Annotated in this window: 11 protein-coding genes; 8 read left to right on the forward strand and 3 right to left on the reverse strand. The window is 52.0% G+C overall.

Annotation, left to right across the window (positions count from 1 at the left end; translation table 11 throughout):
- Positions 1–402: 402 nt before the first annotated feature.
- The 7 genes from xylF to HB631_RS06250 all read left to right on the forward strand — a co-directional run bounded on the left by xylF (position 403) and on the right by HB631_RS06250 (position 10,696).
- Positions 403–1,398: a D-xylose ABC transporter substrate-binding protein gene (gene xylF / locus HB631_RS06220; protein WP_213990291.1), complete on the forward strand. Its 996-nt coding sequence runs from the start codon at positions 403–405 to the stop codon at positions 1,396–1,398.
- Positions 1,399–1,481: 83 nt separating this feature from the next.
- The gene (locus HB631_RS06225) at positions 1,482–3,026 is read left to right on the forward strand and encodes a xylose ABC transporter ATP-binding protein (protein ID WP_213990292.1); all 1,545 of its coding nucleotides are present in this window, start codon (positions 1,482–1,484) and stop codon (positions 3,024–3,026) included.
- Positions 3,004–4,182, forward strand: a complete 1,179-nt coding sequence (xylH, locus tag HB631_RS06230; RefSeq protein WP_213990293.1) for a xylose ABC transporter permease XylH — start codon at positions 3,004–3,006, stop codon at positions 4,180–4,182. The genes HB631_RS06225 and xylH overlap by 23 nt, the downstream gene beginning before the upstream one ends.
- 368 nt (positions 4,183–4,550) lie before the next feature.
- Positions 4,551–6,944, forward strand: coding sequence for a darobactin export ABC transporter permease subunit (gene darB, locus HB631_RS06235; RefSeq protein ID WP_213990294.1), 2,394 nt, complete (start codon positions 4,551–4,553; stop codon positions 6,942–6,944).
- The gene (darC, locus tag HB631_RS06240) at positions 6,935–8,191 is read left to right on the forward strand and encodes a darobactin export ABC transporter periplasmic adaptor subunit (protein WP_213990295.1); all 1,257 of its coding nucleotides are present in this window, start codon (positions 6,935–6,937) and stop codon (positions 8,189–8,191) included. Before darB ends, darC begins: the two co-directional genes overlap by 10 nt.
- A 1-nt stretch (position 8,192) precedes the next feature.
- Positions 8,193–8,858 (forward strand): darobactin export ABC transporter ATP-binding protein, encoded by a 666-nt coding sequence (gene darD, locus HB631_RS06245; protein WP_213990296.1) that lies wholly within the window; start codon positions 8,193–8,195, stop codon positions 8,856–8,858.
- 815 nt (positions 8,859–9,673) lie between these two features.
- Positions 9,674–10,696: a hypothetical protein gene (locus HB631_RS06250; RefSeq protein WP_213990297.1), complete on the forward strand. Its 1,023-nt coding sequence runs from the start codon at positions 9,674–9,676 to the stop codon at positions 10,694–10,696.
- A 104-nt stretch (positions 10,697–10,800) separates the two neighbouring features.
- On the opposite strand, the gene HB631_RS06255 is transcribed toward HB631_RS06250, so the two are convergent.
- From HB631_RS06255 to HB631_RS06265, 3 genes are read right to left on the reverse strand one after another with little or no spacing between them, the layout of a single operon-like run.
- Entirely contained in the window at positions 10,801–11,661 is an 861-nt protein-coding gene (locus HB631_RS06255) for a DmsC/YnfH family molybdoenzyme membrane anchor subunit (protein WP_213990298.1), read from the reverse strand.
- Between the two features lies 1 nt (position 11,662).
- Entirely contained in the window at positions 11,663–12,280 is a 618-nt protein-coding gene (locus HB631_RS06260) for a DMSO/selenate family reductase complex B subunit (RefSeq protein ID WP_213990299.1), read from the reverse strand.
- A gap of 9 nt (positions 12,281–12,289) precedes the next feature.
- Positions 12,290–14,746 (reverse strand): DmsA/YnfE/YnfF family dimethyl sulfoxide reductase, encoded by a 2,457-nt coding sequence (locus HB631_RS06265; RefSeq protein WP_213990300.1) that lies wholly within the window; start codon positions 14,744–14,746, stop codon positions 12,290–12,292.
- A 546-nt stretch (positions 14,747–15,292) separates the two neighbouring features.
- On the opposite strand from HB631_RS06265, the gene umuC reads away from it, so the two are divergent.
- Positions 15,293–16,558, forward strand: a complete 1,266-nt coding sequence (gene umuC, locus HB631_RS06270) for a translesion error-prone DNA polymerase V subunit UmuC (RefSeq protein ID WP_213990547.1) — start codon at positions 15,293–15,295, stop codon at positions 16,556–16,558.
- Positions 16,559–16,594 lie beyond the last annotated feature (36 nt).

Here is a 16,594-nt window from a genome sequence, read left to right on the forward strand (position 1 = left end):
ACTCAGTGCAATTGATTCTGGTTATAACGTCGGGTACGATCAATTACGTTATTTCACATATGGATTCATGAAATTATTTATTGTGCGTGGGATCACACAGAATGGCGGATAAAATGAGTGCGAATGTAATAATGTTAAAAAATTAAACGAATAGAGTTCGTAACGGTAGAAAATAAGCTACAGCTCACAGAAACCACATTTCAGTTAAATATCGTAATGGCGTTGTGAAAATTTGCAATTGCCGCATACTTTTTTCCCCACTAATACTAAACAGGTTTACTATCGGATATTTTTAGCGGCAATACGTTGCCGTCACTTGGTAAGGATTTGAATCTTATCTTATAAAACAGCGAGTTCCCCTTGCTGGTTATGTTCTTAAAAAAGCAACATAAGGAATGAAAGATGAAACTGAAGACCCTCTTGCTTTCTGCCTGTGCGGCGCTGGTGTTAACCTGCCAACCGGGTATTGCCAAACAAATCAAAATCGGTATGGCGGTGGACGATCTGCGCTTGGAACGCTGGCAGAAGGATCGTGATATTTTTGTTGATAAAGCCAAGTCCCTGGGTGCCGATGTTTTTGTTCAATCCTCCAACGGTAATGAAGAAACCCAGATGTCGCAAATTGAAAATATGATCAATCGCGGCGTCGATGTATTAGTTATTATTCCTTATAATGGGAACGTTTTAAGTAATGTTATCGCGGAAGCAAAACAGGCGGGAATAAAGGTCCTGGCGTATGATCGGATGATCAATAATGCCGATGTGGATTTTTATATTTCTTTTGATAATGAGAAGGTCGGCGAACTACAGGCGCAAAGTATCGTCAGCCGCGTTCCCCAGGGTAATTATTTCCTGATGGGTGGTTCGCCGGTGGACAGTAATGCCAAGATGTTCCGCGCCGGCCAGATGAAAGTTCTGCAACCGTTAATCGACAGCGGCAAAATCAAGGTGGTGGGCGACCAATGGGCCGATGGCTGGTTACCGGAAAACGCTTTAAAAATTATGGAAAATGCGCTGACCGCCAATAATAACAAAATCGACGCGGTAGTGGCTTCCAATGACGCCACCGCCGGCGGCGCTATTCAGGCCCTGGCGGCGCAAGGTCTGGCGGGAAAAGTGGCCATCTCCGGGCAGGATGCGGATCTGGCCGGTATTAAACGTATCATCCAGGGCACCCAGACCATGACGGTCTATAAACCCATCAAACAGGAAGCCTCCAACGCCGCCATTATCGCCATTGAGTTGGCCAAGGGTGAAAAACCCAAATCCAACGCCTCGCTGAATAACGGTCTGCGGGCTATCCCTTCCTATCTGTTGACACCAATCGCGGTGGATAAAAGTAATATCGACAGCACCGTCATTGCCGACGGTTTCCATAAAAAGTCCGAGCTGAACTGATCCGCCGTTACGCCGATTGTTGTTTGTGACGTGAAATATACGGGCCGCCGAATCAGGCGGTCCGTCTGCGGAGGGAAATTATCATGGCGTCTGTTTTACTGGAAATGAGAAATATCACCAAACGGTTCGGTGTGGTAAAGGCGGTGGATAATGTGTCCCTGAGCATTGAACCGGGCCAGGTACTGTCGTTATGCGGTGAAAACGGTTCGGGCAAATCCACCCTGATGAAAGTGCTGTCGGCGGTTTACCCTTTCGGTACCTTCGAGGGCGAGATCCTGTTCGGCGGCGAGCCGTTGGTGGCGCACGGCGTGCGCGACACGGAACAAAAAGGCATAGCCATTATTCATCAGGAGCTGGCACTGGTGAAGCAAATGACGGTGCTGGAAAATATTTTTCTCGGCGCCGAATGGGCCAAATACGGTGTCATGGATTACGACAATATGTATCTGCGCTGCGCCCGTATGCTGGCGCAGGTGAAACTGGATATCGATCCCAATACCCGGGTCGGGGAGCTGGGGCTGGGACAACAGCAGCTGGTGGAAATCGCCAAGGCGTTAAACAAGCAGGTGCGTCTGCTGATCCTGGATGAACCCACCGCCTCCCTGACCGAAAGCGAAACCGCCATATTGCTGGATATCGTCAACGATCTGCGTAATCACGATATTGCCTGTATCTATATTTCCCACAAGCTGAACGAGGTCAAGGCTATCTCGGATGTGATTTGCGTCATCCGGGACGGTAAACATATCGCGACCCGCGCGGCCGAGGGCCTGAGCGAAGAGGCCCTGATCCGAATGATGGTGGGGCGCGAGCTTACCGAGCTTTATCCTCATGAACCGCATGCGGTGGGTGAGGAGATTCTCCGGGTGGAGGGACTGACCGCCTGGCATCCGGTGAACCAGCATATCCGGCGGGTGGATAATGCCTCCTTCAGCCTGCATAAAGGGGAAATTCTCGGTATTGCCGGTTTGGTGGGGTCGGGCCGCACCGAGTTGGCGCAATGCCTGTTCGGCTGTTATCCCGGCCGCTGGGAAGGCCGGATAACGCTGCAAGGCAAGCCGGTTCGTTTCAGAAATTGCCGGCAGGCCATGAGCCATGGAGTAGCCATGGTCCCGGAAGACCGGAAGAAAGACGGTATCGTACCCATCATGAGCGTCGGATCGAATATTACCCTGGCGGCCCTCAGCCAGTTCAGCGGGTCTTTAAGCGTCGTGGATGAAGCCGGCGAACAGGCGGCCATTCGCGACGCCATCTCGCGCCTCAAGGTGAAAACCACCTCGCCGGAGCTGGCCATCGGCCGCCTGAGCGGCGGCAATCAGCAAAAAGCCATCCTGGCGAAATGTCTGCTGCTGAATCCGTCAATCTTGATCCTTGACGAGCCGACGCGCGGTATCGATATCGGCGCCAAACAGGAAATTTACCGCTTGATAAACCAATTGGTTCAGCAAGGGATTGCGGTCATCATGATCTCGTCGGAGCTGCCGGAGGTCTTGGGTATCAGCGATCGGGTGCTGGCGATGCACCAAGGGGTAATCAAAGCCGATCTTATCAACCGCGACCTGACGCAGGAACAGGTAATGGAAGCGGCACTGAGGAGTGACTCCCATGTTGAAAATCACGCGGTCTGACCGCTTGACGGCTGTCGGCGATAACGCCGTCGGCAAAAACAAGCCATTAAATTTGCAGGTCTTTGTCATGCTGGCCGCCATCGTGGTCATTATGCTGTTCTTTACCTTTACCACCGAGGGAGCCTATCTCAGCGCCCGTAATATTTCCAATCTGCTGCGGCAAACCTCCATTACCGGCATTTTGTCGGTGGGGATGGTCTTTGTGATTATTTCCGCCGAAATCGATCTGTCGGTGGGATCCATGATGGGCTTGTTGGGCGGGGTGGCGGCGATATTCGATGTTTGGTTCAAATGGCCGCTGACGCTGACTATCCTGGTGACCCTGCTGCTGGGATTGCTGCTGGGGGCCTGGAACGGATGGTGGGTGGCCTACCGCAAGGTGCCGTCCTTTATCGTCACCCTCTCCGGTATGCTGGCGTTTCGCGGTATTCTTATCGGTATTACCAACGGCACCACCGTGTCACCCACCTCGGCGGCCATGTCGCAGATCGGGCAGAGTTATTTACCGGACGGGGCGGGATTCGGCATCGGTTTTATCGGCCTGGTGCTGTTTATCGCCTGGCAGTGGCGCCGGCGTCGCAAACGCCTGAGCCTGGGTTTATCCGTTGCCACCCGCACCGGCGATCTTACCCGGCAGGTTATCACCGCGGTCCTGGTATTGGGGGCGGTGTATCTGCTGAATGATTATCGTGGCGTGCCCACTCCGGTGCTCCTTCTGGTGGCGCTGATGCTGGCGGGACTGTTTCTGGCGTCCCGCACCGCTTTCGGTCGCCGGATTTACGCCATCGGCGGCAATATCGATGCCGCCCGGCTGTCCGGGGTAAATGTAGAGCGCACCAAACTGGCGGTATTCGCCATCAACGGTCTGATGGTGGCGGTGGCGGGGCTGATCCTCAGTTCCCGCCTGGGTGCCGGTTCGCCCTCCGCCGGCAATATCGCGGAGCTGGACGCCATCGCCGCCTGCGTCATCGGCGGCACCAGCCTGGCGGGCGGCGTCGGCAGCGTGGCCGGCGCGGTGATGGGGGCCTTTATCATGGCGTCGCTGGATAACGGCATGAGCATGCTTGATGTGTCCACATTTTGGCAATATATCGTTAAAGGCGCGATATTGCTGTTGGCGGTATGGATGGATACCGCCACCAAAAAACGGGCGTAGGCGGGAATATCAATACAGCGCTATACCTTGAATAATTCGCGTTGCGGGAAGGTCAACGCCCCCGCAATTTGAAGTATGACAGTCTCTAGGCATTAAAAAACGAGGGCGATTACGCCCTCGTGTCATGTCATGGGAATATCAATTTCCGGTTATTTTATACTGAACTTATGGTGAATATCATTATAAAGTAATTTATGTAGAATAGAGATTTTATCAATGTCCTCAAAATTAGCATGAACCGTATATTTTACTTGTTGTTTAATTAACGTCTAATTGCTTGTGATTTTAATTATATGGAATTAATACTATATCTGCTTGAACAGGATTCTGTATCGATAAAGCGGTTTTAACATCGAGATAATCCGCCGATGATGCTAAATGACTTTTATTATGACATTAAACTGAATCCGGTACCGATTATCCTGGGTATTATTATCAGCGCTATCGGCTGTGTGACGACGTTTCTCACCTTACTGTTGTTCATCTCAGACTACTCTACGGATAGGTTTTATCCCGATCATCAACACCTTTACCGGCTGGAGTCGCGGTTTTCATTGCCCAACGGCTCATGGGCGCGCTTCGCGCAGGTGCCGCTGCCCTTAATCAACGCGCTGAACAACGATCCGCGCATCGCAAGCGTCAGTTACGCATACCGTTTTTTCACCTCTGTCCGCAGCGAAGGGCGGGTGATCTCCGGAGTGGAAATCTTTGCGGTCAGCCCCGAATTTTTAACGTACCTGAATCCTTACCAGCAGTCCGTTACCCCATTGGGGCCCAACGAAATTTATATTACCCCGGCTTTCAACCGGAAATTCCTCGGGTTGTCCGACCCCCGAGGCAAGACTATCCGGCTCGGAAATCAGGGCAAATTCACCATTAAGGACGTGTTGGACCCGCATAAAGGCGGAAGCCTTGATATGCCGGCTATGATCGCTTTTTCACCCTGGATGATGGAAGGTTATAACGATAAACGGGATGATTGGTACCACAATCATGTTTTTGCCTTTGTTCACGGTGGGGCGCAAAAAACATTTGATAATCGAATACTGAAGCAGGCGGTGGAACGCTATGCGCCGCAATTACCCGGTGCGCCTTCCACTCCCGGTGAATATCTCCATTTCAGCGCCCGCAACATACTGGATATGCACTATGACCAAGGGTATTCCGACGAACTTGCGTCAGTACAATCCAGGCCTTTGCTACATACCCTTTATGGGGCGGCGTCGTTTGTCCTGTTAACCTCTCTGGTGAATCTCCTCAATATTAACGGCATCGTGAACGCCGCCAAGAGAAACAGCCTGCATATCAAACGCAGCATTGGCGCATCCGACAAACAAATTTTCGCGGAATATTGCGGTGTTATGATCCCGCAATTCCTCTGCATCGTATTGGTTGCCCTGGTAATGCTTACGGGAGCCGCGCTATTTTCCCGCCAGGTACAGTTATTATTGTATCAGGTCCCCCGTCCATCGCAGGCTTGGGTATTTTTATCGGTGTCGCTCATCATGGGAAGCATGATCGGCCTGTGCCAGTCGGCTTATCTTTATTTTTTTGTCTTCAGGGCGAGAAACGGGCGGGAGCATGTCCGTTACGAGAATAAGGCCTCCTATTATATCAATAAGCTGTCTCTGGTGGCCCAGTTATTAATCTCAGGAAGCATGGTCTATATCTGGGCTGGCGCAATAACGCAGAACCATTTTATTCTGGATACGGATTTTGGCTATCACAAAAAAAATCTGCTGACCTTTGAAACCAATGACCAGCTGAATTCTCTCGCCATGCTGCGGGTGCTGCAAAACCGGCTGAAGGAGACCGCCGGTACGTCTAATATCGCGTTAAGCAGCTGGCGTCCCTTCGATATGTCCCGCCCGGTAATGACGGTGCAGCATGCCCGGCAGCAGTCGGAGGATCAGTTCATTGCCATCAATACCTTTGCCGCGGACCGTAACTTCCTGCGGGTGTGGGGCTTGGAAACCCTGGCCGGCGAAGAAAACGCGGTCATCGAGAGCCAGGATCCGGCGATTCTTCACGTGATTGTCACGCGGGCATTTATGAATGCGATGGGGCAGTCAACCTATGATGAAGTGATGAATAATACTTTTTATATTGATTTGGATGGCAAGAAAAAAGCGTTGCGGGTGCTACGTATCGTGGATAATGTCTACCTCGGCGAGCGGACAACGCTACCGCAGCCGTTAATCATCTTTATAAAAGATAATATTGAAAAATATGGCTCGGTAAAATATCCCACCCTACGGCAACGGGATCACATCGTCTCGATGCTGAAGGACTACGGATTGTCGGAGGGGCAAATAGAGTCTGTGGACGACTTGCACCGCCGGCATTTTAAAAACAGTCTGATGATATCCGGTGTGATAAGGCTGGTGGCGGCGATCTCCTTGCTGCTGATGCTGGTGAGCGCCCTTATCATCGGCATATCCGAAGCCCGCCGGCTCAATAAAACCCTGAAAATTATGGAAGCGGTGGGCGGTTCGATTTATACCGGCATTGTTTTCTTCCTATACCAAAACGTGGTGCCCCTGCTTATTTCAACCGTCATCGCCTTTATTATCGGTTTCGGATTTTTGCATCATTGGCTCAGGCAATATGACGTGGTAACGGGGTTAACCTATACCTATGCGCTTGCCGCGCTGATGCTGCTGGCCTTGAGCGTGGCGGCGGTTATGGTGCTGGCATCGCTGGCGGGTGGCGGGCGGTTAGGGTTCGCAGGGCGCCGGCGGGGGGTGTTACCATGGATGTGAAACTGGAAAAAAGGCCCTTCATTCATCTGCGGGCCAAATGGCTGGCCTGGACCGCGCTAGTGATATTGATTGTGCTGTGCGGGTTGTTGTATCGATTGGCCACCGCGGATAACTTCCTGCGGGTGCCCCTATCCGGCGCAACGTTTCACTCGATAAAGCGCGGCTCGTATAACGATACGCTGGTCACCCGCGCCATAGCCATTCCCAATGAAAGCGTTGTCGTTTCTTCAGAGCGCGGCGGCAAAGTGGTTGAAATTTATAAATCCTCCTCCGGTTTCATCAAAAAGGGTGAGGTTATCGCCAGGCTTTCCAATTACGACTTCGTTTTACAGGTCACCTCACGCATCGCTGATGCCACCGAACAGATAAACAATTTGCGTAATATGCGTATGTTGCTGGAGCGCAATAGCCGCGATACTAAATTAGAATTGGAGAAATCGGGTTATAATTTTTTGAAAACAAAAAAGGAGCTGCAAAGAAATAAAAAGCTATACGAGAAATCCATCGTTGAAAAAGCCAAATATGAAAACCTGCAAGATGAAGTGGCGTATTGGAAAAAGACCTGTGAAATTTTATCTGAACACAATGCGCAGCAAGCCATCATTTTGCCCCATCAATATCGGGAGATAGATGAATCCATTAAACGTTTGGGCAAATTGGTTGATCTGATTAAGGGCGGTTTGGAACAGCTTACTATAATCTCCCCCATAGAGGGCACGCTTACCGCGCTGGATATTAAAATCGGCCAACAAATCAATCCCGGTGAAAAAGTAACTGTGATTGATAATTTGCACTCTTATTATTTTGAGGCCGCATTCAGCGAATATTATCTCGACAAAATAAAGCCGCAGGTAAACGTTATGGCCGAGGCCGGCGGGATTGCCATTCCGCTGACCATCGAGACGGTTTCCTCGGTGGTGGATAACGGCAAGTTCAAAGCAAAGCTGTTGATGTCCCAACCTAGGCAAATTGCATTGAAACGCGGTCAGTCCATCGATTTGCGCGTATCCCTGGGGACTTCCCTTGATGCGCTGCTGGCGCCCTCGGAAGCTATATTTTTTCAGGAGGGTCAGGCCCTGGTGTATGTCTTTGATAAACAGACGCGGCGGGCGGTTAAAACGCCGGTAAAGATCAAGCGCCAGGGGGCGGCGCAATCAGAAATCATCAGCGGCCTTGCCGAGGGACAGCAAGTGGTGACCTTCGCCGACAACGACTATGAAAAATCCAACATCATAGAGTTCGAGTGACATGATAAAATTGGAACATGCCGGAAAATTCTATACCACCAAAACCATCAAGACATTGGCCCTGAATAACGTGGATCTATCCATTCCCGTCGGAGAGTTTTTATCGGTCATGGGGCCATCCGGCTCCGGAAAATCCACCCTGTTGAATGTGTTGGGCTTGTTCGAATCCCTGGATGAAGGCCGGTTTACCTTGGCCGGTGAAGTAGTGGAACGATTGAGCTATTCGCAAAAAATAGCCCTGCGGCGTCGCTTGATAGGTTATATTTTTCAATCGTTTAATCTTATATCCCATATGACGGTCAATGAAAATGTCGCGCTGCCGCTAAAGTATCGTAATGTCCCCAAACCAGAGCGTAAAATGCGGGTAAAACAGACGCTGGAGATGTTTGGGTTGACACCCAGGGCGGAACATTTTCCTTCTCAGCTCTCGGGCGGCCAGCAGCAAAGAGTTGCCATTGCCCGCGCCATGATCTCCCATCCGGCGCTTATTCTGGCCGATGAGCCCACCGGCAATCTTGACAGCAAAAACAGCCGGGAAGTTCTGGAGCAGCTCAAAAGAATCAACGGGCAGGGCACCACGGTGGTGATGGTGACCCATTCCCAGGAAGCGTCCAGCTATGCCGGGCGTGTCCTTATAATGCGGGATGGACGCCTTGACAGGCATTGACCATGCCCCTGGCCGATGTTCGATTAGATATGCATTAAGCACGTCTCCTTTTTGACGACCGATTTGATGAGCATTGCCGGGGCGTTGAACGAATACGACCGCTGATGGCAGCGGAGAGGAACATCGCAGAATAGTGAAGAAAAAACTTTCAGCGACGGCGAAAATTTACTATGCTCAGGAATACGTATTTTATCCGTAATGATACGTTTGATAATTCGTATTTAAGATAAAGCTGTTATGGGTTCGTTTAATGAATCACTACTATAATCATCTTTTTAATTTTTATTTTTTCTTTTGGAAAGGCATATATTGCCATTGGGACTACGGGAGTTTGAGTAATGAATACTTCAGATATCATAGCGTGCACCAATTCAATGATTTGCCCCTATGATTTAGCACATAGCTTTGAATTTATTGGGGAGGGATTATATGAGGGATTATATTCAAATATATTCTTTAATGGGTAATAAAAGCGCTATTATCTTGGGTAAAATGAATCTGATTGATAAGGTATGTTGTAATGATGCTTTTTCTTGACGTAAACTAACAGAGCTACTCTGATGTTTTTAACTATATATATCATTTATTGACTCAATCAAACATTTTTATAGGGCACTTTCATAACTCACTTGATATCGGGATAAGACTATATTAAAAAATTAGCAGTCATATAAAATAAACGGATTTTTGTTTTCTTTCCAGAATGAAGTCTCAGGGTTTGAGCAATACAGGATAAATCAAATATACTATAAGGGAATACTTAAATATTTACTCTTATGAATTATGTACTATTAAACAACATGGAGTTCGACATTATGCAAAATATATCAGGAAATTTACCGCCAAGTTCAAATCTACGTGCGAGTCAGGATGCTAATTCATCCCGGAGGCAAATAATTGCAAATAATTTATCCCAAATTTTTGGGGGGGAGTTTTTCGGCGTAAGAAACGATATTGCGGGGCGACCATCCTCCCCATCCTCCTCCTCATCCTCCTCATCTTCCTCCTCATCTTCCTCCTCATCCTCCCCATCCTCCCCATCCTCATTCATCCCGGAGTCTGACGGCTGTGGTTGTGCAAACGTAGACGGCGATCTGATTGTCAATGGCGGCGATTTTTACCAAGCGAAAAACATTGATAAAATAATATCGGTGAAAAATTATGGGGCGGGAAACACCGATAATTTTGATAATTTGAAAAAGAGCATCGAAAATGTTGAAAAGTGTAACGGTAATCTTGTGGCTAACACAGGTGATGTCATTAAATCCATAAAAATCGGCAATATAACTGCGACGACATATCATGATTCGAACGATTATGATCCAGAAGATCGTTTTGTACGTTTGAACAAGATTTTGAATAATACCAATCACACTACGGGAAATATAATCGCTAATGATGGTGATTATATTGAGGCGAAAACGATTGGCTCATTAAATCTGACTTCCACTTTCTCTACGAGCGGATCGACATCCAGAAGAAGTCATGTCCGAAATGAAATCAATCCCCCTGGAAAGCCAACCAATAAAGACAGCGCCCGTTCTGATCGTGCAAGCTCAACTCAAGGGTCGGCAAACAGCGCCGGTTCTGCTCATACAAAATCAACTCAAGGGTCATCACACAGTGCCAAGGTCGGACCGGGTCCCTCAGCCGGAGCGACTAACGTTTTTAGCGGTTTGGGTCCTGTCACAATGGCAAGGTCAATAACCGGCTCTATTTCCAATTATGAAAATATCAATGGTTTAGAGTCCCGTGAGGTTCATAGAGATCCGCGGACGGGAGCCATCATGAGCTCTTTAGGCACCGTCGCTACCTATACTCACGGAAAGCCGGTTTAACCCTCTTTATTGTAATATTTTTTTGAATATTCCCCCGGCTTGCGGTCTCCCCCGCGAGCCGGGTTTGTTTTATGCCAGCGCCAACCCGGCCCTAACGGCATGCATCAACTCGCAATCGCCATGCCCACCGTCATATGCAGACCATAGAATACCGCCCGGCCGATAAGCTCGCCGCCGATAATCAGCACCAGTCCCAGCGCCAGACCGGCCGCGGGCGGCGTTTTGCCCCGTACCACCGGCCACAGCCAGCAGGCCAGTCCCAGGACCAGCAGCAGCACCCGTCCGGCCATCAGCGGGCCGTAACCGGGTATCAGCGTTGAGGCCTGCTGCACCGAACTGTGGATAGCGGCCAGACCGGCGGCCTGCATCATCACCGCCGCCAGGCTTATCGCCACCGCGATAACGCTTATCCAAGGCAGGTAGCGCCAGCCCGGTCCATCGATGCCCGCCACCCGCAGCAGCAGGTAGCCCAACAGTGGGCCGCCGATAAATACCGTCAGTACAAAGCCGAGAGGGGTATAAACGTTATCCCAGGTGGGCACGGTATCTATCATATAGACCCGGCCCATGGCATATAAAAACAGCAGGCCGGACAGGGCGGTCATCACCAGCCATATTTTACCCAGCATCCGGGGCATGCGATTAAGCACCGCTATCAGCCAGTAGATACCGCCCAGAGCGAAAAACAGCGAGCCGGCGGCGATTTCGTTGGACAGCGGCGAGGCGCCGATGCGGTTTAAGGAATTCAAGGCTCGCAGCGGCGAACCCAGATGCATCATGGAGGCGAGGAATCCCAGCCCCATCAGCAGCCATAAAAAGAACATCGACAGATGCGCTTTACGGGTGCCCGCCGCCGTCAGGTTGCCCGCCAGCAGCACCACGGCCATGATAAGGTAACCGCCGATCACGCACTGGCCCGCCACGGTGAAAAACATCAGCGGCCATTCCGACCATCCGTTACCCATGTCAGACCTCCTTGGGATTAGCAAGATAGCCGCTGGTATCCCCCAGCGGGCGGCTCTTGGCGTTGGGCTTGATAACCAGATTGGGCTGGGTGAACATCGGGTCGGGCAGCGGCGCCACCGCGGCCAGGGAGCCGTAGGTGTCGAGTAAATCGCCGATGGGACCCAGATCCAGCGCCCGCAGCGGGCAGGACTCCACGCAAACGGGTTTTTGCCCCACCGCCACTCGTTCACGGCAGCCGTCGCATTTGGTCATATGGCCTTTCTCGGCGTTGAACTGCGGTGCACCGTAAGGACAGGCCATATGGCAGTAGCGGCAGCCGATGCAAATATCTTCATCCACCACCACGAAGCCGTCTTCGCCTTTATGCATGGCGCCGCTGGGACACACCTTGACGCAGGCGGGATCTTCACAGTGGTTGCAGGCAATGGACAAATAGTAAGCGAAGACGTCCTGGCGATAACCGTAGCCGTCCTGCTGCCAACTGCCGCCGGCATATTCATAAATGCGGCGAAAGCTGACGTCGGGACCGAGATTTTTGTAATCCTTGCAGGCAAGCTCGCAGGTTTTACACCCGGTACATCGGCTGGAATCAATATAAAAACCGTACTGCGTACTCATCGGCTACTCCTAGACCTTCTGTATCTCAATCAGGTTGGTATGCTGCGGGTTGCCCTTTGCCAGCGGCGATGGCCGCTGGGTGGTGAGGGTATTGATGCAGCCGCCGTGATCGATCTTGTCCCCCGCCATATCGGCCTGGTGCCAGGCCCCTTGTCCAATGGCGGTGACGCCCGGCAGGATGCGCGGCGTCACCTTGGCGAAGATCCTGAGTTCACCCCGATCGTTAAACACCCGCACCCTATCGCCGTTGTTGATGTTACGGGGTTGAGCGTCGAGGGGGTTGATCCAGACTTCCTGCGGACAGGCCGCCTGCAACACGTCGATATTGCCGTAAGTGGAGTGGGTGCGCGCCTTATAGTGGAAACCGGCCAGCTGTAGCGGAAAACGGGAGCGCAGCGGATCGTTCCAACCCTCGAAGGTACTGGCATACACGGGCAGCGGGCTGATGACTTCGTCCGCTTTCAGTTCCCAGCTGGCGGCGATGGCGGCCAGGGCGCTGGAATAAATTTCGATTTTGCCGCTGGGGGTTTTTAACGGATGGGCCTTAGGGTCCTGGCGGAAATCCCGGTAGGCGACAAAGTGCCCGTCCGGATCGCGGCGTTTATAAATCCCCTGGGCTTTTAATTGATCGTAAGAGGGCAACAGGGGATCTTTTGCCAGCATCTTGCCGTAGAGAAACCGCAGCCAGTCGGACTGGCTGCGCCCTTCGGTAAATTTCTGTTCGATATCCGGCCCCAGACGCTGTGCGATGCCCTGGGTGATCTCATAAATAGATCGCCGTTCGAATTTTGGCGTGGTGGAGGGCTGGCCGAAAATCAAATACCCCATATTGGCGGCATAATCATTGGGCACGATATCTTCCTGCTCGGTGGTCATCAGGTCCGGCAACAGGATATCCGCATACTTCGCCGACGAGGTCATAAAGTTCTCGATGACCACAATCATCTCGCAGTCCTGCTCGTTTTGCAGGATCTTGTGGGTCCGATTGATATCGGAGTGCTGGTTCACCAGGGTATTGCCGGCATAGTTCCAGATAAACTTGATGGGCACATCCAGCCTGGCCTTGCCTTTGACGCCGTCCTTGAGCGCGGTCATCTCTTTGCCGCGATAGATGGCGTCGGTCCACATGAATACCGGAATCTGGGTTTTCACCGGATTTTCCAGTACCGGCATCCGTTCGATGGTGATGGTATAGGTGGATTCCCGTGCGCCGCTGTTGCCGCCGTTGATGCCCACATTGCCGGTGAGAATGGGCAGCATGGCGATGGCGCGCGCCGTCTGTTCGCCGTTGGCCTGTCGTTGCGGTCCCCATCCCTGGCAGATGTAGGCTGGCTTGGCGCCGCCGATTTCCCGCGCCAGTTTGATGATTTGATCCCGTGGGATGCCGGTGATTTTTTCCGCCCAGAACGGCGTTTTGGCGGTTTTATCATCCCCCTGGCCGAGGATGTAGGCTTTGTAATGCCCGTTGGCCGGCGCGCCGGCGGGCAGGGTCTTTTCGTCGTAACCGACGCAATAGGTATCGAGAAACGCCTGATCCACCAGGTTCTCGGTAATCAGTACCCAGGCCAGGGCCGAGACCAGCGCCGCGTCGGTGCCGGGACGGATGGGAATCCATTGGTCTTCCCGCCCGGCAGCGGTATCGGTATAACGCGGATCGATAACAATCATGCGGGCGTTGGAACGTTGCCGGGCCTGCTCCAGATGGTAGGTGATGCCGGCGCCGCTCATCCGGGTTTCCGCCGGGTTATTGCCGAACATCACCACCAGTTTGCTATTGACGATGTCCGAGGTGCTGTTGCCGTCGTTGCCGCCGTAGGTGTAGGGCATGGCGGCGCTGATCTGCGCGGTGCTGTAGGTGCCGTATTGCTGCAGGGAGCCGCCGTAGCAGTTCATCAGCCGGGTCACCAGCGAACCCGACGGGGACGAACGGGTGAAGTTGCCGCCGGTAATGCCGGAAGAGTAGTGGATATACACCGCTTCGTTGCCGTAGTCTTTTACGATGCGCTTGAGATTGGCGGCGAGGGTATCCAGCGCTTCATCCCAGCTGATGCGGACGAATTTGCCTTCTCCACGCAGCCCCACCCGTTTCATCGGGTATTTCAGCCGATCGGGGTGGTTCATGCGGCGGCGGATGGATCGCCCGCGCAGGCAGGCGCGTACCTGATGATCGCCATAAATATCCTGGCCGGTATTATCGCTTTCCACCCAATACACTTCGTTATCGCGGGTATGCAGGCGCAGCGCGCAGCGGCTGCCGCAGTTCACGGAGCACATGCTCCAGACCGTTTTATCGTTTGCCCCGGCCACCGCCGGGATCGGGGCCGTGGCGCCACGGGCAAATTTGAAGGGTAATTGCAGCGCGCTGCCAGCAAGCAGCAATCCTCCCGCCGCCATGCCGCCTTTCACCAGGCTGCGCCGGCTGATGCCGGACTCGGCCAAGTTGGTTAAAAGTGAATTTTCCTTCATCTATCATTCCCCGATTTTTTCATCACAACGTTTCTAGCGCCGGCATCAATATACATAGAGTGCTTATGATTTTTGTATGAACTACTTTCATGATGATGAATGAAAAATAATCAGCAGATATTGTTCCCGAACAATTTTGTTATTAAAACCCCGTTTTTTTAAAAGCAAAAAATATGATCCGTTAGGTATTTTATTATATAGCGGCGATGGTTTTTTTATCGCAAATCCGGCCAATACAGCTGCAATGCGAAAGATGAGGGATTACTCAGACTGCTGACAAAGTATTCGGAGTTAATAAGGAGGGACAGGATGTTGGAAGAGTAAACCGTCCGCGCCATGGATGGCGCGGATCGAGCCCCCAGAGACGGGTTCACGGCGTGTTTATGATCCAGCATCTTGTCCCGACCGGACACTTTGTCAACGAGCTCATTACTGAATATTTCCATTTAACAACGGGTTGGCTAGTTACCCGTGGGGGATGGCTTCCCAAGGCAAAGGGTATTTGGCTATACTGTATAAAATTACAGTATTTAAGTGAACGCTTCTATGTATGCCCTGGTGGATATCAACTCTTTCTATGCTTCCTGCGAGACGGTATTTCGACCGGAATTACGGGATCGGCCCATCGTGGTGCTCAGTAATAACGACGGCTGTGTCATTGCCCGTTCGGCCCAGGCCAAGCAGCTTGGAATCGACATGGCCGCACCCTATTTCAAAATCCGCGAGCAGCTTGCCCGTCACGGCGTGACGGTATTTTCCAGTAATTATGCCCTGTATGCCGACATGTCGCAGCGCGTGATGACCCTGCTTGAGGAGATGGCGCCGGCGGTGGAAATTTACAGCATCGATGAAGCCTTCCTTGATTTGTCCGGCGTCAGCCATTGCACATCGCTGGAACAGTTCGGACGCGAGGTGCGTCAAACCCTGCTGCAATGCACTAAATTGACTTCCGGGGTAGGTATCGCCCCCAGCAAAACACTGGCCAAACTTGCCAATCATGCGGCCAAGAAGTGGCGTAAAACCGGCGGAGTGGTGGATCTCTCTTCACCCCTGCGGCAACGCAAATTAATGGCGCTGATGCCGGTGGAAGACGTGTGGGGCATCGGGCGGCGCCTGGGGAAAACATTGCGGGCCATGGGTATTTGCACCGCGCTGCAGCTGGCGGATTCCCCGCCGGCGTTTATCAGGAAAAATTTCAGCGTGGTATTGGAACGGACCGTCAGGGAACTGTGCGGCGAATCTTGCCTTGCGGTGGAGGAGATGCCGGCGGTAAAGCAGCAGATTATCAGCAGCCGCAGCTTCGGTTCACGTATCAGCCGTTATCAGGATATGCGGGAAGCGGTATGTGATTATGCCGGGCGGGCGGCGGAGAAATTGCGCGGCGAGAAACAATATTGCCGGCAAGTATCGGTATTTATCCGTACCAGCCCCCATGCGCAGGGGGAGCGGTTCTACGGCAATCAATCCACCAGCGTAATTCCCATACCCACCAATGACACCCGGGATATTATCGCCCGGGCCGTGCAATGCCTGGATACTATCTGGCTGGAGGGAAATCGTTATTTGAAGGCAGGGGTCGTGTTGGGGGATTTTTTTGACCGGGGCGTGGCGCAGCTCGGCTTATTTGATGAATACAGGCCGCGGGCAAACAGTGCGTCATTAATGCATATCATGGATAAACTCAATCGCAGCGGCGAAAGTAAAATCTACTTCGCCGGCCAGGGCATTCGCCGGCAATGGCAAATGAAACGGGACATGCTGTCGCCGGCCTATACCACCCAGTTAAGGGATTTGCCCCGCGTGTCGATATGACGGTCGGATGCCCTGACGATATAGCCACTTGCTTAA

This window comes from Sodalis sp. dw_96 (assembly GCF_018449575.1).
GTDB lineage: Bacteria > Pseudomonadota > Gammaproteobacteria > Enterobacterales > Enterobacteriaceae > Acerihabitans.

Bases quoted from the DNA above. Each gene is read 5' to 3' on its own strand.
- darD (WP_213990296.1), top strand. From the start codon at position 8,193: ATGATAAAATTGGAACATGCCGGAAAATTCTATACCACCAAAACCATC.
- HB631_RS06265 (WP_213990300.1), bottom strand. From the start codon at position 14,746: ATGAAGGAAAATTCACTTTTAACCAACTTGGCCGAGTCCGGCATCAGC.
- xylF (WP_213990291.1), top strand. From the start codon at position 403: ATGAAACTGAAGACCCTCTTGCTTTCTGCCTGTGCGGCGCTGGTGTTA.
- HB631_RS06260 (WP_213990299.1), bottom strand. From the start codon at position 12,280: ATGAGTACGCAGTACGGTTTTTATATTGATTCCAGCCGATGTACCGGG.
- xylH (WP_213990293.1), top strand. From the start codon at position 3,004: ATGTTGAAAATCACGCGGTCTGACCGCTTGACGGCTGTCGGCGATAAC.
- HB631_RS06255 (WP_213990298.1), bottom strand. From the start codon at position 11,661: ATGGGTAACGGATGGTCGGAATGGCCGCTGATGTTTTTCACCGTGGCG.
- HB631_RS06225 (WP_213990292.1), top strand. From the start codon at position 1,482: ATGGCGTCTGTTTTACTGGAAATGAGAAATATCACCAAACGGTTCGGT.
- HB631_RS06250 (WP_213990297.1), top strand. From the start codon at position 9,674: ATGCAAAATATATCAGGAAATTTACCGCCAAGTTCAAATCTACGTGCG.
- darC (WP_213990295.1), top strand. From the start codon at position 6,935: ATGGATGTGAAACTGGAAAAAAGGCCCTTCATTCATCTGCGGGCCAAA.
- darB (WP_213990294.1), top strand. From the start codon at position 4,551: ATGATGCTAAATGACTTTTATTATGACATTAAACTGAATCCGGTACCG.
- umuC (WP_213990547.1), top strand. From the start codon at position 15,293: ATGTATGCCCTGGTGGATATCAACTCTTTCTATGCTTCCTGCGAGACG.